16 protein-coding genes are annotated in these 22,778 nt (G+C 56.9%); 7 read left to right on the top strand and 9 right to left on the bottom strand.

All coding sequences use genetic code 11. The annotated features are described in order from the left end of the window. Nucleotides 1–2 precede the first annotated feature (2 nt). The 4 genes from EYR88_RS13415 to EYR88_RS13400 all read left to right on the top strand — a co-directional run bounded on the left by EYR88_RS13415 (nucleotide 3) and on the right by EYR88_RS13400 (nucleotide 6,064). Nucleotides 3–2,528 (top strand): glycoside hydrolase family 2 TIM barrel-domain containing protein, encoded by a 2,526-nt coding sequence (locus EYR88_RS13415; RefSeq protein ID WP_131090257.1) that lies wholly within the window; start codon nucleotides 3–5, stop codon nucleotides 2,526–2,528. An 11-nt stretch (nucleotides 2,529–2,539) separates the two neighbouring features. Continuing rightward, the gene (locus tag EYR88_RS13410; RefSeq protein WP_131090256.1) at nucleotides 2,540–3,313 is read left to right on the top strand and encodes an SDR family oxidoreductase; all 774 of its coding nucleotides are present in this window, start codon (nucleotides 2,540–2,542) and stop codon (nucleotides 3,311–3,313) included. A 708-nt stretch (nucleotides 3,314–4,021) separates the two neighbouring features. Continuing rightward, nucleotides 4,022–5,242, top strand: a complete 1,221-nt coding sequence (locus EYR88_RS13405) for an NRAMP family divalent metal transporter (RefSeq protein ID WP_131090255.1) — start codon at nucleotides 4,022–4,024, stop codon at nucleotides 5,240–5,242. Nucleotides 5,243–5,272: 30 nt separating this feature from the next. Continuing rightward, nucleotides 5,273–6,064 carry a putative hydro-lyase gene (locus EYR88_RS13400; protein ID WP_131090380.1) on the top strand — a complete coding sequence of 264 codons (792 nt, stop codon included), beginning with the start codon at nucleotides 5,273–5,275 and terminating at the stop codon, nucleotides 6,062–6,064. Between the two features lie 71 nt (nucleotides 6,065–6,135). Here EYR88_RS13400 and EYR88_RS13395 read toward each other — a convergent pair whose 3' ends face one another. The 7 genes from EYR88_RS13395 to EYR88_RS13365 all read right to left on the bottom strand — a co-directional run bounded on the left by EYR88_RS13395 (nucleotide 6,136) and on the right by EYR88_RS13365 (nucleotide 15,767). Then, nucleotides 6,136–7,125, bottom strand: coding sequence for an adenosine deaminase (locus EYR88_RS13395; protein ID WP_131090254.1), 990 nt, complete (start codon nucleotides 7,123–7,125; stop codon nucleotides 6,136–6,138). A 384-nt stretch (nucleotides 7,126–7,509) separates the two neighbouring features. Then, nucleotides 7,510–8,187 carry a GntR family transcriptional regulator gene (locus EYR88_RS13390; RefSeq protein ID WP_131090253.1) on the bottom strand — a complete coding sequence of 226 codons (678 nt, stop codon included), beginning with the start codon at nucleotides 8,185–8,187 and terminating at the stop codon, nucleotides 7,510–7,512. A 52-nt stretch (nucleotides 8,188–8,239) separates the two neighbouring features. Next, nucleotides 8,240–9,979, bottom strand: a complete 1,740-nt coding sequence (locus tag EYR88_RS13385; RefSeq protein WP_131090252.1) for a biotin carboxylase N-terminal domain-containing protein — start codon at nucleotides 9,977–9,979, stop codon at nucleotides 8,240–8,242. A gap of 15 nt (nucleotides 9,980–9,994) precedes the next feature. Further along, a complete protein-coding gene (locus tag EYR88_RS13380) occupies nucleotides 9,995–11,593 on the bottom strand; it encodes a carboxyltransferase domain-containing protein (RefSeq protein ID WP_131090251.1) in 1,599 nt (532 codons plus the stop codon). Continuing rightward, nucleotides 11,590–12,348 carry a 5-oxoprolinase subunit PxpA gene (locus tag EYR88_RS13375; RefSeq protein WP_131090250.1) on the bottom strand — a complete coding sequence of 253 codons (759 nt, stop codon included), beginning with the start codon at nucleotides 12,346–12,348 and terminating at the stop codon, nucleotides 11,590–11,592. Before EYR88_RS13375 ends, EYR88_RS13380 begins: the two co-directional genes overlap by 4 nt. Before the next feature lie 109 nt (nucleotides 12,349–12,457). Next, on the bottom strand, nucleotides 12,458–14,143 hold the full coding sequence (locus tag EYR88_RS13370) for a formate--tetrahydrofolate ligase (protein WP_131090249.1): 1,686 nt from the start codon (nucleotides 14,141–14,143) through the stop codon (nucleotides 12,458–12,460). Between the two features lie 157 nt (nucleotides 14,144–14,300). After that, nucleotides 14,301–15,767 carry a DHA2 family efflux MFS transporter permease subunit gene (locus EYR88_RS13365; protein WP_131090248.1) on the bottom strand — a complete coding sequence of 489 codons (1,467 nt, stop codon included), beginning with the start codon at nucleotides 15,765–15,767 and terminating at the stop codon, nucleotides 14,301–14,303. Nucleotides 15,768–15,914: 147 nt separating this feature from the next. Between EYR88_RS13365 and EYR88_RS13360 the strand changes: the two genes are divergently transcribed. Together EYR88_RS13360 and EYR88_RS13355 are read left to right on the top strand one after the other, a co-directional pair. Next, the gene (locus tag EYR88_RS13360) at nucleotides 15,915–16,514 is read left to right on the top strand and encodes a TetR family transcriptional regulator (protein WP_165477371.1); all 600 of its coding nucleotides are present in this window, start codon (nucleotides 15,915–15,917) and stop codon (nucleotides 16,512–16,514) included. 219 nt (nucleotides 16,515–16,733) lie between these two features. After that, nucleotides 16,734–18,956, top strand: a complete 2,223-nt coding sequence (locus tag EYR88_RS13355) for an NADP-dependent isocitrate dehydrogenase (RefSeq protein ID WP_131090246.1) — start codon at nucleotides 16,734–16,736, stop codon at nucleotides 18,954–18,956. A 123-nt stretch (nucleotides 18,957–19,079) separates the two neighbouring features. Here the strand turns inward: EYR88_RS13355 and EYR88_RS13350 are convergent, their stop codons facing one another. Continuing rightward, nucleotides 19,080–19,445, bottom strand: a complete 366-nt coding sequence (locus EYR88_RS13350) for a hypothetical protein (protein WP_131090245.1) — start codon at nucleotides 19,443–19,445, stop codon at nucleotides 19,080–19,082. 714 nt (nucleotides 19,446–20,159) lie between these two features. On the opposite strand from EYR88_RS13350, the gene EYR88_RS13345 reads away from it, so the two are divergent. Next, complete coding sequence (locus EYR88_RS13345; protein WP_165477370.1) at nucleotides 20,160–21,188, top strand: RNase H family protein; 1,029 nt, start codon at nucleotides 20,160–20,162, stop codon at nucleotides 21,186–21,188. Nucleotides 21,189–21,218: 30 nt separating this feature from the next. Here the strand turns inward: EYR88_RS13345 and dgt are convergent, their stop codons facing one another. Then, nucleotides 21,219–22,751, bottom strand: coding sequence for a dGTP triphosphohydrolase (gene dgt, locus EYR88_RS13340; protein WP_131090243.1), 1,533 nt, complete (start codon nucleotides 22,749–22,751; stop codon nucleotides 21,219–21,221). Nucleotides 22,752–22,778: the final 27 nt, after the last annotated feature.

Below are 22,778 nucleotides of genomic sequence, written 5' to 3'. Positions count from 1 at the left end.
TCATGACCCGCTCTTCTCTCAACTCCGATTGGTCTTACCGGCCGAAGACCAGCATATTCGCGGATGTGCAGGGTCAGTCGTCGGCAGGTATCCCGGTGCGCCTGCCGCACGATGCGATCATTGGCCTGGAACGCAGTGCTGATGCGCCCAGCGGTGCCGCGGGCGCCTTTTTCCCAGCCGGTGCATTCGAGTATGTCACCTCGCTCGATGTCCCGCTGGAGTGGAGCGATAAGCACGTCGCGCTCGAATTCGAAGGCGTCTATCGCGACGCCATGATTTACGTGAACGGTGCATTCATCGCGCAACGGCCCAACGGCTATGCAGCCTTCGTGGTCTCGCTGGACGGCTTCCTCGAATACGGTGCTCAGAACACCATCCGAGTGGATGCTCGGACGCATGACGATTCGCGGTGGTACACCGGCGCAGGGATTTACCGCGAAGTGCACCTCTGGGTCAGCGATCGAGTGCACATCTTGGAGCAGAACGGTGTCCGGATCACGACACCCGATATCGATGATCAGCTCGCTGTTGTGGAGATTGCTACGCGCGTGCGCAACACCGGAATCCTCACCCGCACGGCAACGGTGTCCACCGAGATCCTTGATCCAGAGGGCAATGTCGTTGGGATTCAGAACAGCCCGATCACGACGCTTCCCCAAACTGAAGGAGTCGTCCGACAAAGGATCTATGTCCCAGAACCGCAACGATGGAGCGTCGATCGTCCAGCCCTCTACACCGCTCGTACGAGGTTAAACGGTATTGCCGACGAACCGGAGATCCGCCACACGACCTTCGGAATTCGAACCCTGCAACTCGACCCCCATCACGGTTTGCGCATCAACGGTGAAACCGTGAAGCTACGAGGCGCATGCATCCATCACGACAACGGCATCATGGGCGCCGCGACATTCGCGGATGCCGAAGAGCGTCGCATCATTCTCCTCAAAGCTGCCGGCTTCAATGCCATTCGCAGCAGCCACAACCCAATGAGTGTTGCGATGCTCGACGCCTGCGACCGTCACGGCGTCCTGGTGATGGACGAGACTTTCGACATGTGGACCGATTCGAAATCGCCCTTCGACTATGCGCTCTCCTTCCCCGAATGGTGGGAAAGGGATGTCGCGGCGATGGTCGCCACGGATTTTAACCACCCCAGCGTGATCATCTACTCGATCGGAAATGAGATCCCCGAAACGGGTAACGCGATCGCAAGTCAATGGGGACGCAAACTCGCAGAAAAGGTCAGGGAGCTCGACGGCACACGCTTCGTCACCAACGGTATCAACGGCTTCGTCTCCGCAATGAGCGAGATCTCCACGGTCATCGAGGAAGCCACCGCCCAGTGCGCAACAGAGGGGGAGCCTGAGAGTGCGGAGGCCGACGGCGGCGTCAACGCACTCATGGGAAGTACCGAGGACTTCATGGACTGGGTGGCCACCTCGCCACTGGTCACCGCTGCCACGGCGGAGTCTTTCGCGATGCTCGATATTGTCGGATTGAACTATGGCGATGCACGATACGAACTGGAACGGCAAGAACACCCAGAGCGCATCGTGGTCGGCACGGAGACGTTCCCCTCGCGTATCGATCGCAACTGGAAACTCGTGACTGATCATCCGCAGGTGATCGGAGATTTCACGTGGTCCGGATGGGATTACCTCGGCGAAGTCGGAGTAGGACGCGTCAAATATGAGGGAGAATCGGACGCGTTCGACGGGCAGTTCCCATGGCTGACGTCTTGGTCGGCTGACCTAGACATCACGGGCCACCGCCGCCCCATGTCGTATTATCGCCAGACCGTATTCGGTCTGCGTTCCACGCCCTATATCGCCGTTAGGCGTCCTGCCAATCATGGTCGTGCGTTCACCCTTGGGCAGTGGAGCTGGACGGATGCCGTCTCCAGCTGGAGCTGGAACATCGCTGACGGATCACCGATGATCGTTGAGGTCTACAGCAATGCTGACGAGATCGAACTGGAGCTGAACGGTCGGGTGATCGCGAGGGAGCTGGTCGGAAGTCGTCGCGCTTTTTTGGCGGACTTCGAGCTTCCGTTCGAGGCGGGTGCGCTCACCGCGATCGCCTTGCGCGAGGGCGAGGAAGTCGGTCGCAGCATACTGCGCACGGCATCCGGCGAGGCGCTTCTTGATGTCAGGCTCGATAAGTCCAGCACCGATTTGCGCGACGGGGCGTTGTTCTTCGTCGAGATCGAGCTTCGAGATGCCGACGGCAACCTCATCAACGATGCTGATCGTCCCGTGACTGTCTCCGTGACCGGGGCAGGATCGCTGGCGGCTTTCGGCAGCGGACGCCCTTGCACGTCGGAGCGTTTTGATAAGGACACGCACGGTACGTATGACGGGCGTGTGCTGGCGGTAATCCGTCCTGATCGTGTCGGTCTCGTTGAGGTCACCGTTTCCGCAGAGGGGGTGGCGGATGTGGTTGTCAGTGCCGAGGTGCATGAGCGTTCTGCCGCTCCCTTTTTGGACAGCATTACACCGTCCAATTTCACAGAATCGATCCAAGCATGAATGGAGTACATATGAACACCCGGCTTACGGAAAAGATCATCATCGTCACCGGAGCAGCGTCCGGTATCGGACGCGGTACCGCCCTGAGGCTGCTGAGCGAGGGGGCGCAGGTCGCGGCCCTCGATCTGCGCGAGGAGGATCTGCGACTACTTCACGAGAGTGCGCCGGACAATGAGCGCTCTCGGCTCTTCACCCAACGAGTCGATATCTCGGACGAACGGTCAGTGCAAGAAGCGGTGGCGGTAGTCATCGCTCGCTTCGGCCGACTCGATGCGATCGTAAATGCCGCCGGCATACTGTACGGCGACCACACGCATGAGATGACTCTGGACCGCTGGAACCGCCTCCTCCAGGTGAACTTGACCGGAACCTTCTTGATGGTTCGGGAGAGCCTGCCTCATTTGCTGGAGAAGAAGGGCGGTGTCATCATCAACTTTGCGTCGACCTCAGCGTTCTTCGCGCACCCATATATGGCGGCCTACGCGGCGACGAAGGGAGCGATCGCCTCCTTCACTCACTCTGTCGCACTCGAGTACGCAAAGCAGGGCTTACGCGCAGTGAACATCGTCCCGGGCGGAATCACGAGCGGAATCACGAACACCACACCGCAGAACCTGCCGGCGGACGCTGACTGGAGCCTGCTTGAGCATCTCGGCGCACCTCTGAACGATGGGCGAATGGGGACTCCCGAGGAGGTCGCTGGAGTGATCGCCATGCTCATCTCCGAGGATGGAGCCTTCATTACGGGCACGGAGATCAGGATCGACGGCGGCGCACACACCTAAGCTGCGGGGGAATAAGTGGCCGATTAGGTTCGCGGGTTCAGTGGATGGTGAGCATGGTGGCACCAAAACTGAACACCGCGAGGTTGCTGGGTGATTCGAACGCGTGAATTCGGCCTGAGCTGACGCATCGAAAAGATCACGAAGACCGTGATGCTGATCGTGCTCCGCGCAGCTAGTAGGTGTATGGCCAGACACCTCGGTGAGACTCCTGCGCCTGCGAGCTCACGGTCACTTCTCGATGAACAGCGTGGCCATCAAAAAGGCGGAGACCGGCGTGGTCCAGCTCGTCTCAGCAGCAGTGCCCCTTGAAGGACGAGGCAATGCGGACGCGGTGTGAAGCCCACAGAGCTCTGGGGGAAGCACGCCCCGCAGTATCCTGGCCGTCATCACGATGTCCGCCGTCCACGATTTGAGGGATCGCTCTCAGGGGCCCGCTAGGCAGCACAAGGTAAGGGTGTTCGACAGGAGCATGATGGGAGACAGTATTTCGATGAAGTGCTTCTAATCTGCATGCGGGGTTTCCCTGAACTGAGTCAAGTTTCCGCAATGCTGAATGAGGCCGGGATGTTTCGGTACTGAAGACGTGAAGTTCACGAAACATAAAATTGTTCAACAACATCTTGCCAAGGTTGTTCAACAACCTGTAATGTCATGTGCGTTACATTGATTCTGTGACAGCTGTCACCACTATCGCATTGGAACGTCACCATGGCACTTCCTGAGTCAAAGACTGAAATGAGCCCCAAAGCGCGGCGCACCGCCCTGCTAGGCGCTATGTTCTTGATGGCCACCAGCGCCATCGGGCCTGGATTCATTACCCAGACCACCGAATTCACAGTGAAAATCGGCGCGGCCTTCGCCTTCGCTATTGTTGTGTCGATCCTCGTCGACATCGCGGTACAGCTGAACGTCTGGCGCGTTATTGGCGTCAGTGGCATGCGAGCACAGGAACTAGGGAACAAAGTCCTACCTGGCATTGGCTGGGTTTTGGCAGCGCTCGTCTTCATCGGCGGCATGGTTTTCAACATCGGTAACATCGCCGGTACAGGTCTTGGCGCGAACGCAATGTTGGGAGTGGACGCCAAAATTGGTGGTGTCGTCTCGGCAGTAGTGGCAATCCTGATCTTCCTGTCCAAAAAGGCAGGGATGGCATTGGACCGAATCGTGGTGCTTCTTGGCGCCATCATGATTCTCTTGATGCTGTACGTAGCCATAGTTGCCGCGCCTCCGGTAGGTGAGGCACTGAAGAACGTCGTTCTGCCCGAGAAGGTCGACTTCCTGATTATCACCACCCTGATCGGTGGCACCGTTGGTGGTTACATCACCTACGCTGGTGCACACCGCATGATCGACTCGGGCACCAGCGGTATTGAGCACGTCAAATCAATTTCCAACATCTCGATCTTGGCTATCATCGTCACCGGTGTCATGCGAGTGCTCTTGTTCCTGGCGATCCTCGGCGTTGTTGCCGGCGGCGTGGTGCTGGCCAGCGATAACAAGGCAGCTGAAGCTTTCGGCCACGCCGCAGGCGATATCGGTATTCGAGCCTTCGGCATCATCCTGTGGGCTGCGGCTCTGACCAGCGTTATCGGCGCCGCCTACACCTCGGTTTCATTCATCACCAAGCGGACCACCTCAGAACGAACCCGCAATTTGATCACGGTCGCCTTCATCGCAGTCTGCGGCATCATCTACCTGTTCCTGGGTAAGGCACCAGCAACCTTGCTGATCTTCGCCGGAGCATTCAACGGCTTGATCTTGCCTGTCGGTTTCGCAGTTCTACTGTGGGTTGCGTGGCGTCGTCGGGATCTCATGGGTGGCTATAAGTACCCGAAGGTCCTGCTTCTGGTGGGCGTGCTCGCATGGCTGTTGAGCGTGTTCCTTGGATGGAACTCGTTGGCCGGGCTAGCAGCGCTCTGGCAGGGCTAAGGCAGGTAGACCGTGAGTAACATCAGTGACATGACCGTGGCCGAACGTTCGGCATTATCCCCAAGCCAAGCTCGTGAGTTCTTCCGCGAAGGCCAAGTGCTTCCCACCGCTGGAATCAGCGCTGGGTATGCGCAGGCGAACCTCATGATCGTGCCGCGAGCACTAGCGTTTGATGTTCTGCTTTTTGCCCAGCGCAACCCCAAATCCTGCCCGGTGCTGGGCGTGCTTGAAGCAGGGGAAGTGTCCGGCGAACTACTGGCTGGCGGAGACATCAGAACCGATGTTCCGAAGTACGCGGTCTATGAAAATGGGGTCAAGGTTGCCGAACCCACCGACCTGACCGAGTATTGGCGCGATGATTTGGTCACCTTCATCATTGGCTGTTCGTTTACCTTTGAGTCAGCCTTGATGGACAACGGAATCTCCGTCGCGCACATTGATCAGGGTGTCAATGTGCCCATGTATAAGACCACTGCGCGCAGCACCACTGCTGGGGTGATCTCCGGTCCAATGGTGGTGTCGATGAGGCCCATACCGGCGTCGCAGGTAGCGGATGCCGTTCGGATTACCTCGCGATATCCAGCGGTGCATGGGGCACCGGTACATATAGGCAATCCGGAAGAGCTGGGAATTACTGACCTGTCGAAGCCAGACTTTGGTGACGCGGTGCAAATTCCGGCAGGAAGTGTCCCGGTGTTCTGGGCTTGCGGCGTCACGCCACAAGCAGCTGTCATGGAGTCGAAGCCATCCTTGGCTATCGGGCATGCACCTGGCCACATGCTGATCACCGACATCAAAGATTCGCAATATCAGGTGCCATAACCAATAAGTGCTGCGGTGTTCATCCCCTAAGGGAAGAACACCGCAGCACTTATTTAGACCGAAAATCTTCTCTAGCGTTGGCTAACCCAAGCCTCTACTTCTGCCAGTCGCTCACTCTTCGCAGAATCGTCAATGAATGAAGATTCAAAAGAATTTCGGGCCAACTGTGCCAATTGCTCGGTGCTGAAATTGAAAGCCTTCATCAGCGAAGCGAAGTTGGCATCCATGTACCCGCCGAAATACGCCGGATCATCGGAATGCACGGAAACCTTCAGCCCCGCCTCAAGCATGGATGGCAATGGGTGATCCGCCATGGTGTCCACCGCACGCAGTCGGATATTTGACAGCGGGCAGACGGTCAGCGGCATCTGTTCTGCAACGAGTCGCTGCACCAGCTTCTCATCGTCCAAGCAACGAATGCCGTGGTCCACTCGCTCTACCTTGAGCAGATCCAAAGCCTGCCAAATGTAGTCAGCTGGGCCTTCTTCGCCGGCATGGGCGACAACGTGCAAACCACTTTCGCGGGCTAAGCCGAAAACGTCAACAAAGAGTTCTGGTGGGAATCCCAGTTCGGAGGAGTCCAAGCCGATTCCATCGATGTCGTGCTTTTCAGCGATCATTAGGCGCAAAAGCTCCAACGCTTCGCTGGCCGGTGCATGACGCCAGAAGCAGGCGATGAGTTTGTGCGAGATTCCCCAGCGTTCCTGCGCTTCGCTCAATGCGTCACGGATCCCGGCGATGATATCGCGCAGGTTCATGCCGCGCTCCACATGGGCTTGGGGGTCAAAGAACAATTCCACGTGGCGCACGCCTGAAGCGTGTGCACGCTGCAAGTAGGCCATGGTGATTTCGTAGAAATCTTCGCGGGTGCGAAGTACCAGCATGTTGGCGTAGAAGAGATCCAGGAATGACTGCAGGTTGCTGAATTCGTACTGTGCCCGCAGCTCGTCGATTGAGCTGTAGGGCAGATCAATTGAATGCTTGGCGGCCAGTGACATGATCATCTCGGGTTCCAGGGTTCCTTCGAGATGGATATGTAATTCGGCAACGGGCAAGTTCACAGGGCGGAACCTTTCAGCAACGACTATAGGGTGCGGTCCTTGGTCTAGCCAGGAACGCGCAAGATTGCCTTAAACCATACGCCGACAAGCTAGGTGCAGGCAGGTCGAAATATCAATCGTGCAGCCAACTTGGCAGGTGAATATCCTTGGATTTTCATCGTGATGACCCATCCGCGAAAAGAACTCATTGCAAGGTGCCGGGGGCGCTAAAAGTGGCGGAATCACAATGAATATTTCGGCTGTTCGTGCCAGGCCAGTCAGGTCTCATTGGTCAAGCGCAACGACGGTGGATCTGGCGTAGCGAAGTCTGAAGAAGCTCAATGGCCATGTTGTCGGTGAGACAGAAATCGCAAGACTGACACGGAGGCGCAACCAGCGTTGACGCTATTCGGATGCCTTGTTGATGTGTTCGAGCAACTCTGCTTCAGCCTTGTCCAAGTACCCGCGCAGGGCCGTCGCTGCTTCATCGCGTTGGCCCTTATTCAGTAGTTCAACCAGGCGGGCATTTTGCTCCACATAGTGCGAGTGGAAATCAGGGGCGTCGCTCATTGCGTGGAAGACCAAACGCATTTTGGCCAGCACACGTCCCATGAGCTCTTGGACCAAAGCGCTGTCAGAGGATCGAACCAGCTGCTGATGGAACGCCTGATTGGCACTAGCCATTCGTGGAATGTCTTTGGCCGCCAAAGCCGCACGAGCTTCGACAATGATCTTGCCCAGCTGCTCCAAATCCAGTTCTGGACCCCAAGCCAGGCAAGCAGGCTCAATGGTGCGTCTCACCGCATAAATTTCGCGCACATCATCAGCATCGGGAGACGCAACAAAAACCCCGCGGTTGGGGATTCGGGTGATGATCAGTTCACTGTCGAGCAGGGTGAAGCTTTCACGCAAGGTATTGCGTGAAAGCCCCAATGACTCCGCCAAGGACTGTTCAGACAGCTTGTCTCCGGGCAACAATTCACCTTCAGCGATGCGAGTGCGCAAAAGGTTCGCGGCCCAAACGCCGCTGTGCGCATGGGGCGCTTTGGCTGGAAGCTTGGAGACATTGCTGCTGGATTTCATTAGTCCAATTTATCCCAACTCGTTGCCTAAAATAGAACGGGCGGAGGTCCAGTTACTGGATACTGCCCAGCGCGTCGGAACGACGTACCGCAGCCCCAACGTCAATACTGCCTGCGGTGAATACTCCGTCGCGATGGGCCGCTACGGCAGACTCCATTTTCATGGCTTCAACCACGGCGACGGTTTGCCCCTTGGAAACGGTCTCACCGTCTTCGACTGCGAAGCGCACGAGATTGCCATCCATTGGGCTGAGTACGGAGGAAGCATCTTGCTCGGCAGTATCCTGGGTCTGAGCTGTCTGGGAGGAACCAGCACCCGATGGGTTGCGCAAGGCGTTGGTGAGAGCGGCGGGTAATCCGAGTTGGACCGCCTTGCCGTCGAGCTCAATGGTGATCGTTTCCCGGCTGGTATCTTGCTGGTCAAGATCCATCTCATCGCTGGCCCCGACTTCATTGAGGAATTCGTCCTCAATCCAGGTCGTGTAGACCTTCAGCTTTTCCCCATTAAAGTCTTCGTGGTCGATGACCGCACGGTGGAACGGTAGGACCGTCGGAACACCGGCAATGGTGATCTCCTCCAGAGCCAGGCGGGCTCGACGCAACGCCTGATTGCGGTCGGCTCCGTGCACAATGAGCTTGGCAATCATTGAGTCGTAGAACGGTGGAATGATTGAACCGCTGCGAACACCAGAATCGATACGCACCCCGGCGCCCGTGGGTGCCTCGAAGCGTTCTACGGTGCCCGGAGCTGGAAGGAATCCGCGGGCAGGGTCCTCGGCGTTGATGCGGAATTCAAAGGCATGGCCCTGGGGAGTTGGGTCTTCGCTCAGTGATAGCGGCAGGCCATCAGCGATGCGGAACTGCTCTGCCACCAAATCCACGCCAGCGGTTTCTTCGGTGATCGGGTGTTCCACCTGCAAACGGGTATTGACCTCCAAGAAGGAGATCAGGCCGTCTTGGGCAACCAGATACTCAACGGTGCCGGCGCCAACGTAGCCAGCTTCCTTGCAGATCGCCTTCGCCGATTCGTGGATGCGGGTTCGCTGCTCATCGCTGAGGAACGGCGCCGGTGCTTCCTCCACCAGCTTCTGGTGACGGCGCTGCAGTGAGCAATCACGGGTACCAACGACGACAACATTGCCGTGGGTATCAGCTAGAACCTGTGCCTCAACATGTCGTGGCTTGGAGAGGAAACGCTCCACGAAGCATTCACCGCGGCCAAAGGCCACGGTGGCCTCACGCGTGGCAGACTCGAAGGCCTCGGAGATCTCATCGAGCGAATACGCGATTTTGATGCCGCGGCCGCCACCGCCAAAGGCAGCCTTGATAGCTACGGGCACACCATATTCCTCGGCAAAGGCACGAACCTCTGCAGCATTTTCGGCAGGACCATCGGTGCCTGGTGCCAATGGTGCCCCGGCACGAACGGCAATCTGACGAGCAGTGACCTTATTGCCCAGTTCCTCAATGGCCTGCGGCGAGGGGCCGATCCATTTCATCCCAGCGTCAATCACCGCCTGGGCAAAGTTGGCGTTCTCCGAAAGGAAACCATAGCCAGGGTGTACCGCGTCGGCCCCGCAGCGCTGGGCGATCTCAATGATCTTCTCGATATTCAAGTAGGTGTCAGCGCCGGTGGATCCATGCAGCGGGTAAGCCTCGTCGGCACGCCGTACGTGCAAGGCGTCGGCGTCTGGGTCCGAGTAAATAGCTACGGAACTAATATTTGTATCAGTGGCCGCCCGGGCAATGCGAACTGCGATTTCGCCGCGGTTGGCGATCAGTACCTTTTTCATGACAATCCTAAGAAGTTACTTGGCCGTCAAAGCGGCGGGGGACTGGAGGACAAATCGAATATTGCTTCCCGGGGGAAGCTGCGCTGCAGCGCTGAGGTCTTCGGCGATCACCGTGGCGATCACCGGGTAGCCACCGGTGACCGGATGATCAGCCAGGAAGAGCACAGGAAGGCCCGACGGTGGAACCTGCAAGGATCCTCTGGCGACGCCTTCACTGGCGAGCTCCCCGGAGAGCACACGCTGTAAGGGCTGCTGGTCGGTCGACAAGCGGATGCCTACGCGGTTCGACTCGCTGGTGACATTCCAGAGTTGTTCGGTCAGCTGTCGCACCCCGGATGGGCCAAACCACTCGGTGCGAGGTCCGGCGATCACTCTGAGCTGGTACACCCCCTGCTCATCGGGAACCGGTAGCGTGCTCGGCTGCGGATTGCCGACTATGCGTCCGATGGCTGGCTGCCTGACCGGAATGACGGATCCGGAAACCAGCGGATCGGGGCCAACCCCAGAGAGTGTGTCGGTGGACAGGGAACCCAGAACTGGTGTGAGCGCAATGGTTCCACGCACCGCGAGGTAGCTGCGCAACCCCAGGCCGTCGGGCTCCACGCTCAGGCGCTCGCCGTTCAGTAGTGCAAAGGGAGCGTTGCTGGCGACCTGCCGTGGGGTGCGTAGCTGGTCATCCTCAGCCGGGGTAATCCACAGCTGCGCTTGCGCCCCGGTATGTGCCAAAACTTGATCGCCGCTGGCTTCGAGGGTGATGCGGCTGCCCAGATTTTCAATGACCGCCTGGCCTGCCGGGTTGCCGACAAGTCGATTGGCTTGGTGGAATGCGGCGGGGTCTGCCGCTCCGGCAACGCCGACTCCGAGGTTTCCGTAACCGATGCGTCCGGCATCCTGGAGCAGGGACTGCAGCCCTGCATCGATGATTTTTAGGCCACCGCCAGGTGCCTGCGCTGGCGCTTCGTCTCGTGCGGCGGGCGCGTGGCTCACCGAAATTTTATGGGTAGCCGGGATGAACTGCACAGTATCTTGTGGTCGGATCAACGCAGGGTTTTCGCGCTGCAGATCCCACATTTGCAGATCGGTATGCCCGATCAACTGCCAGCCACCGGGGGATTGACGCGGATAAACAGCCGAGTATTCGCCGGCCAGGGCCACGGCTCCGGCGGGCACTTTGGTGCGCGGGGAGTTTCGGCGTGGGACATTCAAGACGTGGTTTTCGCCGAGCAGATAGGCGAAGCCGGGAGCGAATCCGCCAAATACTGCCCGCCATTTCTGGCTTGTATGGGCATTGATGACTGCTTCGGTGCTCAGTCCGGTCAGCTCGGCGACTGCCGTCAGATCCTCACCATCATAATGAACTGGTACTTCTACCAGCTTGCCCGCGTTCTGAACTGCAGAAGCGACTTCAAGTTCTGGCAATGTTGCCAGGGCTCGTTCGGCGCTCTGCGGCGAATCGAACTTCAGTAGTACTGTCTGGGCAGCGGCCAAGAGATCGCGCTGTCCGGATAGGGGAGCAGATTCCAAAGCGGCATTGAGCGCAAGGACGGCATCGAGTGAGTCTAGGTCGACGAGCAGATCATTGGATCCAGCCCGGTGGATAGCGCGGATGCTCACGCGAAGCTCCGGATCTGTACTCCGGCGTTTTCTAATCCGGCGCGGACAGCACGAGCCATGGCCACTGCTCCTGCGGTGTCTCCGTGAAGGCAGATGCTTTCGGCTGGCATGGTGATTGTGCTGCCATCGACAGCAACGATGGTTCCTTCGGTGGCCAGACGGATCATATTTTGGGTGACCGCTTCGGGGTCATGCAGTACCGCGTTGGCTTCGCGGCGGGAGACCAAGGTGCCATCTGGGTTGTAATTGCGGTCGGCAAAAGCTTCGGCAACGCCGAGTAGCCCGGCGGCCTCAGCCTTGCGCAGGGCAACGGATCCAGGCAGGAGCAACACCGGAAGGTCCGTGCCGAAAGCCTTGATGGCATCGATGACCGCTTGGGCATGTACCTCGTGGTGCACGATCGTGTTGTAGAGGGCGCCGTGGGGCTTGACGTACTTGATTTCTGCGCCGGCGCTGCGAGCTAGAGCCTGCAAGGCACCGAGTTGGTACAGGACGTCGTCAGCTAGCTCGGTCGCCGAGCAGTCCAGGAAACGACGGCCGAAGCCGGCCAGATCCCGGTAGCCTACGTGCGCGCCGATGGTGACGTTAGCACTGACGGCATCGCGGCAGGTTTGTGCGATGGTGCTTGGGTCCCCGGCATGGAAACCGCAAGCGATATTTGCCGAGGAGACGGAGGTGAAGATGGCGGCGTCATCGCCCATTTTCCAGTTGCCGAATGATTCGCCTACGTCGGAATTCAGGTCTATGAATGGCATTGTGATCCCCGTCTCGTGAACATGTCTTGGTAAAAGAATGCCTTACTTTCGATAATTGTTCAACAATCTGAGAAAGGTTTCGAAAGATTCAACGCTCGACCGGGGATGTTTAAGACAGGCCTACTGCCTTCCCCTGACCGTCAACACCCATGCGCAGGGCAGCCGGCACCTTGGGTAGCCCCGGCATCGTAGTTAATGCTCCGGTAATGGCAACAATGAAGCCCGCGCCGGTTTTGGGAATCAATTCGCGGATCTGCAGCCTGAATCCTTGTGGGGCACCGAGCAGTTGAGGATCATCGGAGAAGGAATACTGCGTTTTCGCTATGCAGACCGGCAATCGATCCCAGCCGTTGGCATGGATCTGCTCCAGCATTCGCTGCGCCTTAACCGAATACTCGACGCCTTCGCCACCGTAGATTTCTTGCGTCAAGGTCAGAATTTTCTCTTCTACACTTTGATCGAGGTCGTACAGGTGCTTGAAATCTGCGGGGGACTGGATGGCCCGCACTACTGCCTCGGCCAGTGCGCCGGCCCCTGCGCCACCCTGACCCCAGACATCGGCCACCGCACAGGCAATTGCATTCTCGGCCGCCCAGTCGGTGACGACCTTGAGCTCAGCCTGGGTGTCCTTGCTGAATTGGTTGATGCCAATGACCGGTGGGATGCCGAACTTCTGGATGATGGAGACATGGCGAGCGAGGTTGGGCAATCCGGCGCGCACGGCGTCGATGTTCTCGGCACCGAGCTCTTCTTTGGCAACTCCACCATGCATTTTTAAGGCACGAATGGTCGCGGTGATCACCACGGCGCTCGGGGCGCAATCGGCATATCGAGCCTTGATGTCCATGAACTTCTCGGCCCCAAGATCGGTGCCGAAGCCTGCCTCGGTCACCACAATGTCCGCCAGAGATCGAGCCGTGTTGGTGGCGATAGCCGAATTGCACCCGTGGGCAATGTTGGCGAAGGGCCCACCATGAATGAACGCTGGGGTGCCGGCGATGCTCTGTACAAGATTCGGTTTGATCGCGTCCTTGAGCAGCAACGTCAAGGCTCCAGCTGCGCCTAAGTCATCGACGGTCACCGGTTTCATCTCATATGTATAGCCGACGGTCATGCGGCCAAGTCGTGCGCGCAAATCTTCAAGACCGGTGGCTAGGCAGAAGACTGCCATGACTTCAGAGGCTGCGGTAATCTCGAATCCGGTCTCGCGCGGGACGCCATCTGTTGGCCCGCCCAGTCCGATCAGCACGGTGCGCAAGGCGCGATCATTCATATCCAGGACGCGCTTGAAGGTGATGCGTTGCGGGTCGAGGCCCAATTGGTTTCCGTGGTGCAGGTGGTTATCGACCAGCGCCATCAGCAGGTTGTTGGCGCTGGTGATGGCGTGGAAGTCCCCGGTGAAATGCAGATTGATTTCATCCATCGGCAGCACCTGCGACTGGCCTCCGCCGGTGGCCCCGCCCTTCATGCCGAAGCTCGGGCCCACCGAAGGCTCGCGCAGGGCGATCATGGTTTTTGCCCCGGTTGCTGCCAAGGCATCGGCCAGGCCGACCACCATGGTAGTTTTCCCCTCACCGGCGGGAGTCGGAGACATTCCGCTGACCAGGACTACCTGTCCGCGGCGTGTCCTATTTCCCGTGAGTAACGAGGGGTCGACCTTGGCCTTGTAGCGTCCGTAGGGTTCCACTGCCTCGTGTTCAATTCCTGCATTCGCGGCAATGTCTGCGATGGGCTTGAGCACCGTTCGTGAAGCGATCGCTAGATCACTCATGTCGGCTTCTGGCGTCGTTGCCATGCTGCGTCCTCTCTGCTGACCCGGAGAATCCGGAATGCGAGGAAGACCAAGGTCAGTGGTATTCCCCGATGTGCCTTCAAGCTACCACCAGAGGTTCCACCGCCCGAGCAACGTGGCCCGCACTTCGCACCACGAAATGCTCAAGCCCCACCGATTCCTATCGACGCTGTGCTGGAGCAGAGCCCTTGATGCACACAGCGAAGACGATCCCTATCGTTGCCAGCACTGCACCGATGATGAACGCGATATGAGCGCCCGAGAACAGGGCCTGCGCAGCGTCAGTACCGGCGTTAATTTTCGCCTTCGAGATCACAGACATCACCGTGACGAAAATGGTGGTGCCGATGGCTCCGCCTAATTGCTGTCCAGTGTTGAAAATGGCAGAACCGTGGCCGAAGAGCCGCGGATCCAGGGTCGCCATGGCCGAGGACATCAACCCGGTCATCAGCAGTGCCAGACCGATGGAGAAGACGATATGGGTGATCATGAACATCCACAATTGCGTTTCCGCGTTGATCAGCGTGTAAAGCCACTGGCCGGCGGCGAGCATGATGGCACCTGGGATCAGGACTGGACGTGGACCGTGCTTGTCATAGATGCGGCCGAAAATGGGAGAGGCAATCGCCTGCGCAACACCGCCAGGAAGCAGCATCATGCCGATCTTCAAAGAATCGATCCCCTTGCCTGATTCCAGCATCAACGGAACGATCATCAACGAGCCGAGCAGGGTGCCAAAGGCGATCATGATCATGATGATCGCAAAGGTGAACCCTCGGGAGCTGAAGGCGGAGAGGTTCAGTAGTTCTCGGCCCCGTCCGGTCAGCTTTAGCTGTCGCTTGATGAAAATCGCTAGCGAAACCAAGCCAACGACAAAGCTGAGAATCGTTAGTGCCGGGTTGGTCGAGGCGTGCTCGATGCTAGAAATGCCGTACACCAAGAAACCAAAAGCCAGTGCGGAGAGGACAACTGACAAGCCGTCCACTCGAATGCTGCGCGCAGTAGATGGAACCTTGAAGAAAATGATTCCCAAGATCAGCACTACCGCAGCGATGGGGAGCATCATCGCAAAGATGTAGTGCCATCCCAGGGCGTGCACTACGGCGCCTGAAACGGTGGGGCCGATCGCAGGACCCACGCCAATGACGATGGAGTTTAAACCCATGATGGTGCCGCGCAGGTGGACCGGTACCAACGTGAGGGTAGTGGTCATGAGCAACGGCAAGATGATGGCCGTGCCCAGCGCCTGGATGATGCGGGCTAAGAGCAAGAAGGCAAAACTCGGGGCAATGACCGCGATGACTGTACCCACCAAGAAGCTGATGATGGCAAACATGAACAGCGAACGGTGGTTGAACCGCTGTAGCAAAAAGCCGGTCGTTGGGATAACCACTGACATGGTGAGCAGGAAGCCGGTGGTGAGCCACTGGCCGGTCGCTGCGGTGATATTCATATCAGCCATGATTCCTGGCAGTGCCACCGTCAACACTGTTTCATTCAGAATCATCATGAAAGCTGCCAACGCGAGCGCGGCAATAATGCCGGTGAGCGCCTTGGTGCTCAACGCTGCTCGAGCGGACTGTGGGGGTGAAGCTTGGGGCTCAGTTTTTGTAGGTTCTGACGTCACTTTTTCTCTTTCTGGGAATCTTCAACTGTCAAATAGTGTCATAGAGTGACACAATTTCGTAAGGAAAAGTGTCAGAGTGTGACAGGAAACTACTTTTCTTCCGGCTTATGAGACGATCGCTAGAAGTTAACAGGTATGGAGGAATGTATGGGGATTCGAGATGAACGCAAGGCTGAGACCTCGCGCAAGATTCAAGCAGCTGCATTGGACCTTGTTGAAGAGTTCGGTTTGGAAGCCACGACCGTTTCACGAATTGCGCAGCAAGTGGGCATCTCGGATCGCACGTTCTTTCGCTATTTTGATTCCAAAGAATCAGCCATCGTCCCTGGACAGGGCGAGCTGGTTACCGCGTTGACGGGCCTTGAACTTGCCGCGGGCGCTACTCCGGCATCGATATTCCAGGCTCTGTTGCAAGTGTGCAGGGATCATTTTTCTGCAGAAATTGAACAGCATGAATTCCGTCGCGTGACGCGCCTGATGGTCTCTGTCCCTAAGCTGCTGTTAATCGCGACCAGTAGGGAACAGGAGCTAGTTGTTGAGCTGAGTCGGTCCCTGGTCGACCGGGGTTTGGTTACACAAATGCAGGCGTTATTGATTGCCGAGATGGTCGCGTCCAGCTGGCGCGTCGCCTGGCAGTGTTTCACCCAAGCTGAAAGATCTGGAACTGGCGCTGTGCCTTCCGAATTCTTTGAGCAGGCGGTCAAAGAGATGGTGCAAATTTCCTCCACTGGCCTAGCGCTTTCCTGAGTAGCGCCGGAAGCAGCATTGAGTTATGGGAGATTAACTTAAATGTGACAAAGTGCTCCCACGCTATTCATCCCGGTATTTCGGGGCAAAAATGAGATTCCCAAAGATCATTCGCACCCCGTGGAAGTGTGGTGCAGAGCAAAATCGGGTAGATTTGGAACGTTGAGTTCAGGGCGGTTAACCCCGCTTCCGCACGAGGTTCAGGGAGACGCCAAACCTATGGCAAAGATTATTTACACCCATACCGACGAAGCGCCAATGTTGGCGACCCACTCGTTCCTGCCAATCGTTGAAGCTTTTGCTTCGACCGCAGGCGTGGAACTGGAGACCCGCGATATCTCGCTGGCAGGCCGCGTTATCGCAACCTTCCCTGACTATGTCACCGAAGAACAGCGCATTTCCGACGCACTGGCCGAACTTGGCGATCTCGCCAAGTCCCCAGAAGCTAATATCATCAAGCTGCCAAACATCTCGGCATCCATTCCTCAGCTCAAGGCTGTTATCGCTGAGTTGCAGGCCGCCGGTTACGCATTGCCTGACTACCCGGACAATCCTTCCTCCGATGAAGAGACCGACGTCCGCGCACGTTACGACAAGATCAAGGGTTCTGCAGTGAACCCAGTGCTGCGTGAAGGTAACTCTGACCGCCGTGCACCACTGAGCGTAAAGAACTACGCACGCAAGTACCCACACTCCATGGGTGCATGGACCGCTGACTCGAAGACCAACGTCGCCACCATGGGTGCTGACGACTTTGCTTCGAATGAGAAGTCGGTTGTTATCGATGCAGACAAGAAGATCTCCATCCGCTTCGTTGGCGAAGACGGCGAAGTTAAGGTTCTGAAGAAGCCTTTCGACGTCCTCAAGGACGAAGTCATCGACGGCACCGTCATGCACGTTGCTGCACTCTCGGAGTTCCTCAAGGCTTCGGTTGCTCGCGCCAAGGAAGAGGGTGTGCTCTTCTCGGCACACCTGAAGGCCACCATGATGAAGGTTTCTGACCCAATCATCTTCGGTCACGTCGTCAAGGCATACTTCTCAGAGCTGTTCGACACCTACGGTGATGAGCTGGCAGCAGCCGGCTTGAACCCAAACAACGGCCTGGCCGCTATCCTCGGCGGCTTGGATGAACTCTCTGACGAGGTTCGCGCAGGCGTTGAGAAGCTGATCGCTAAGGGCCTTGAAGAAGGTCCAGCAGTTGCCATGGTCGATTCCGACAAGGGCATCACCAACCTGCACGTCCCATCGGACGTTATTGTTGACGCTTCCATGCCAGCCATGATCCGCCTGGGCGGCAAGATGTGGGATGCCAAGGGCAACACCGCAGACACCCTGGCTGTTCTGCCAGATTCCTCCTACGCAGGTATCTACCAGGTTGTTATTGATGACTGCCGTGCCAACGGCGCCTACGATCCAACCACCATGGGTACCGTGCCAAACGTTGGTCTGATGGCTCAGAAGGCTGAAGAATACGGTTCCCACGACAAGACCTTCGAATTGGCTGCTAACGGCCACGTTCAGATTGTTGATGAGAACGACACCGTTCTGATTGAACACCAGGTCTTCGCCGGTGACATCTGGCGTGCATGCCAGACCAAGGACGTTGCTATTCGCGACTGGGTCAAGCTGGCAGTGAACCGCTCCCGTGCCTCCCAGACCCCGGCAGTATTCTGGCTGGACGAGAAGCGCGCACACGACGCCGTGCTGATCACCAAGGTCAACGAATACCTGAAGGAACACGATACCGATGGCCTGACCATCGAAATCCTGTCCCCAGTTGAGGCTACCCAGTACTCCATCGAGCGCATCCGCAAGGGCGAGGACACCATCTCGGTGACCGGTAACGTACTGCGCGACTACCTGACCGACCTGTTCCCAATTCTGGAACTGGGTACCTCGGCAAAGATGCTTTCGATTGTTCCACTGCTGGCTGGTGGCGGACTGTTCGAAACCGGTGCCGGTGGATCCGCTCCAAAGCACGTGCAGCAGCTGATCAACGAAAACCACCTGCGTTGGGATTCGCTGGGCGAATTCCTGGCACTGGCAGCTTCCTTCGAGCACCTGGCCGTGAACAACGACAACGCTCGCGCTCAGGTTCTGGCAGACACCCTGGATGCCGCAACCGGCACCTTCCTGCTGGAAGACAAGTCGCCTAAGCGCAAGGTAGGCGAACTGGATAACCGTGGCTCCCACTTCTACCTGGCTAAGTTCTGGGCAGAAGAATTGGCTAAGCAGGACAAGGATGCTCAGCTTGCTGAGGCCTTCTCCGCAGTGGCCAAGGCACTGGGCGAGAACGAGGAAGCTATCGTTTCCGAGCTTGCCGAGGTTCAGGGCAAGGCTGTTGACCTGGGCGGCTACTACCGTCCGGACGAAGCTAAGACCGCAGCAGTTATGCGCCCAAGCGCAACGCTGAACAAGGCTCTGGAGCTGCTGACCAAGTAGTCACCAAAGTTAGCTAGTTTGAGGCGTCCCCTGCGGGTGGCGCCTCAAACTTTTAAGTAATACATCAAAAAGTTTCTAGTGTTCACGTTATTTCGCGGCGCGACTCTTCCTCGTCGGGGCTTCCTACTCTTTTGGGCGCTGCGCTATACCCAGCTGCGCAGACGTCAACCCATCGGTTTGTTCACGCTCGGAGGGCTCGGCGCCTTGAACGTGCTGATGATGCGCAGGCGGTTCAGAAGCAACGGACTCCAGTTCACCAAGTAGGGCGGGGACGTCTTCTGCCGTGACCTCTTCAAAAACCAGGTGACCTACTTCCGCATAGAGCTCAGGGAAGAAATAGTGCCCGGCACTCACTCGATCCATGAGCCACACATCGCGGTAGCTGTTGTAGGTATAGAGCTCTTCAGATCGCTCGTTCAACACGTGCAGGCCCAAGCTATCAGCTGGGTCGGAATAGTCGCCGTGAAATTGGCTCTTGAAGAATCTCATTGTCTCGCCTTGCTCAAGTCGGATCGGGCCCTATACCAACAGTAGCTAGTGGCAGTTCGATAGGCCTGTTCAAGGGCATTCGGCACCAACACTTTGGTGAACTGTCCTAAGTCAGACTTCTTGCGAGTCGACTTCGTGGCGCCTGGCAAGGTGATGGCGCTTATCAAACGAAGGAAAGCGAATCAACAGTGCGCATGTAAAACGCTCATTTTCTGAGTGTAAAAACTTTCTCATTTTGTATAAATCACTTTTGCTTTGAATCCAATGATAATAGTGTCGTAATTGTCAGGAAGAGAATCTGTGACTGGCTGAAAGAAACTACGCAACGAAATCGATTGAGGTATTTTTGATGTTGAGCAATCTCCTTGTGTCCCTGGCCGTGCTGATCCATAGCCTGGGCCTCTAGAACTTTAGACCGCTGCTGTTGAGCAGACAGTATTGACCGTTACTCGTGCAGGGGTAACGGTCAATATTTTTGGCGCAATTAGAGGCGCACCTGACTAGAGGCGATAAGAATACAGTCCGATTCTTCCGGCGCATTACAGTGGGACCTCACGTGGTGAAAGTCGGTACAACGAGGGTCGGTGCTGGAATTGTTGGATTCACTAATTGCTTTTATCGCCAAAGAAACAGGATATTTAACGCGTCAGAAACCAAAGTGTCGGTGAATGGCAGTAGGATCATTTTCAAGTCATTTAGGCGCTAGGAGGAATGATGACTACTCATTTCCCAGGATCTCGGATATCCATAGTTTTAGATGCTGATGGGGTGCGGAGATTTGCTACCGAGGCGCGCCAAACACAACCCACCAGAATTCTTGCCGTTGTAGAGCGCTCCGCATTTACGCGTGACGCAACAGGGCAAAAACATGGCTACGTGCCATTTTCTTCGTCGATAATGTCGCATGGACATCTGGCTCAACGCAGTCAGAGGGGCCTGCACTTCGATTTCGCCGTCACGCTGTGTGATTCCATCCATCGTCCGGTCATCACCCTGACCGGAACTTGTGGCAGCGGCGAGTTAGATGTGGCGATTCTCGATGTCATCGCGGAGTTTACTGGCAGTAGCCGTATTGCTTGTTCCGGTGCGATAGACATTCTCATCTCGAATCGTGACGGACTCGGTCATCAAGAGCTAGCGTCGAACCCAGTTTTTTGCCTGAATCCTGCATGGTTATTCGGCCTCAATATGGAACTTGCAAATCACGTGAACACGCAGGCCCTGGCTGCTACCCGGCAGGCCTATCAATCACGGTCTTCGGTCATTGCTTATACCGACGGTTCGCTTCCTCATCATGGACAAGATCGAGGTGCCGGAGCCATGGTCACCATGCAAGGACATTGGGCTTCGCAAGTTACACCCAAGCGTTTTTCACGTAGTCCGTTGATGGCAGAAACCACGGGGGCATTATTGGCGCTTCGCCACACGCCCGTAGATTCGGACCTCATCATATTCAGCGACTGCAAGGCGTTGGTCAAATCCGTAAATGATGCCGTCAGTGGACTTCAGGGCCAACGGGGCGCTCATGACATCGCGATTGATGTAGCGATGGCGCGTCGCAGGGGAGACACTCGTGCTATTTGGGTGCGTGGGCACAACGGCAATTGCTTTAATGAAGCCGCTGACCGGATGGCTGTACTCATGGCACGACACTTCAACGCAGGAATTAATCCCGAGCAGACCTATTCCTTGATGCAGAAGATTGTTGCTGAGGAACTCTCCGAACTAGCACTAGCCGTGTAGCTCGGGATTGGGCCGAACCGCCAACAGCGGTTACAGCCCTCGGCCTGCTTCCCAAAGACTGTCAGAGGTTCCCGTGAGTAGTGAGTTCAACGAGACTGCTTGTGTATCGGTGAATGAAGCAATGTAATCGACGATGGCTCGTGCCTGACCCAACCGTTGAATTTCGTTCGGCCCAGCCTGAGAGAACAGTTCAGGGTTGGTCTCTCGAAGATGACGGTATTCCTCGGTGGTTGCTTCTACCGAATCTAAAAGCCGTCGCGGTGCGCGGCCGGCGTCATCTGGATCATTGAGCCAGGTATTAAATCCTTCTGCCAACGAGCGGATGATCCTAGTCTGACCGCGCTGATACACGGCCAAGTCGGAACGGTCTAGGACGAAACGTGAATGTACAAACTTGAGGACAACAACGTCATGCCAGGCCTCCTCGCTCAGGCGAATATGGCCGCTACGAACAATAGGTGTCCGATCAACCGTCACCGATGCCTGGAGCCTGTCGATCCAGCGGCGCGTAAATGCGGTCACTGCACGATCGGCCTGCAGCCCTCCGTCGTAAGGAACGGCTAGAAGTCCATCAACCAAGTCATGGTCCACTCGTCGCACGGAATCACGGAATGCATCAGGATTGGCGATCCATGGGTCCTTCGCCACAAGGCGACGCCAAGTTAGTTCCAATGCATGCCCTGGCTGGCGCTGATCCAACTCTGCCGTCTTCAGTGTTTTAAGTTGAGCTGAATGATCAAGCCACGCACGTAATTCGGCCGAGACGCTCGTGTACTGCAAGATTCCGGCGCGGTAGAAATCATCAAGGTCATGGACCGCGTAAGCGATGTCGTCAGCAATATCCATTACCGAGCATTCCAAGGTCTGCTGATATTGGGCTATTCCAGGAAATACCGAAAGTACATCGGCCATCTCTGCGGCTTCGATATCGTAGGCAGAGTATTTCATCGCCCCAGCAGAGGGGTCTGTGCCGATGCCGCGGGGCAGTAGCTCTGGGGAAATTGGTCCCTTGCTTCGCCATTCATTGCGCGTCCATGGGTACTTCAAAACCGCTGCCCGAACTGCTCGCGTGAGGTTCATTCCGCGTGGAGTGGCTCCGCAACTGTCTAAAGCGGTAAGGATGCGAAAGCTCTGAGCATTGCCCTCAAAACCGTCCGGCAGGCCCAACATATTACGGGCGACCCGATCGAGTTCTTGCTCGCCAAGATGACCAAAAGGCGGGTGGCCTAGGTCGTGTGCTGCGGCCGCCGCCTGTACAACTACAGGGTCACAACCGCCCAAATCGGAGATTAGTCTCCTAGTTGATTCATCTGTTGATCTGAGGTTGATCGCGATGGAGCGAGCCACTGCTGAGACTTTGAGCGAATGCGTCAAACGGTTATGCACCAGGGTTCCCGAACCACCCTGCGGAATCACCTGCGTCACCGATGAGAGACGTGAAAAATACGGAGAGAAGCGGATGCGTTCTACATCAACGCGGAACTCATCCTCACCAGCATGATCCTGCTCGGCGATGTCGCGGACTCGTCCGCCGGTCTGATGCGTTTTAACTCTGGTATCCATCGTAGGAACCAGCCTAGGGGATCGGCT

It is taken from the genome of Arthrobacter sp. S41 (assembly GCF_004320535.1).
Lineage (GTDB): Bacteria > Actinomycetota > Actinomycetes > Actinomycetales > Micrococcaceae > Glutamicibacter.
The sequence above is the reverse complement of the archived record's forward strand: the minus strand, read 5'-3'. Positions and strand labels throughout refer to the sequence as shown.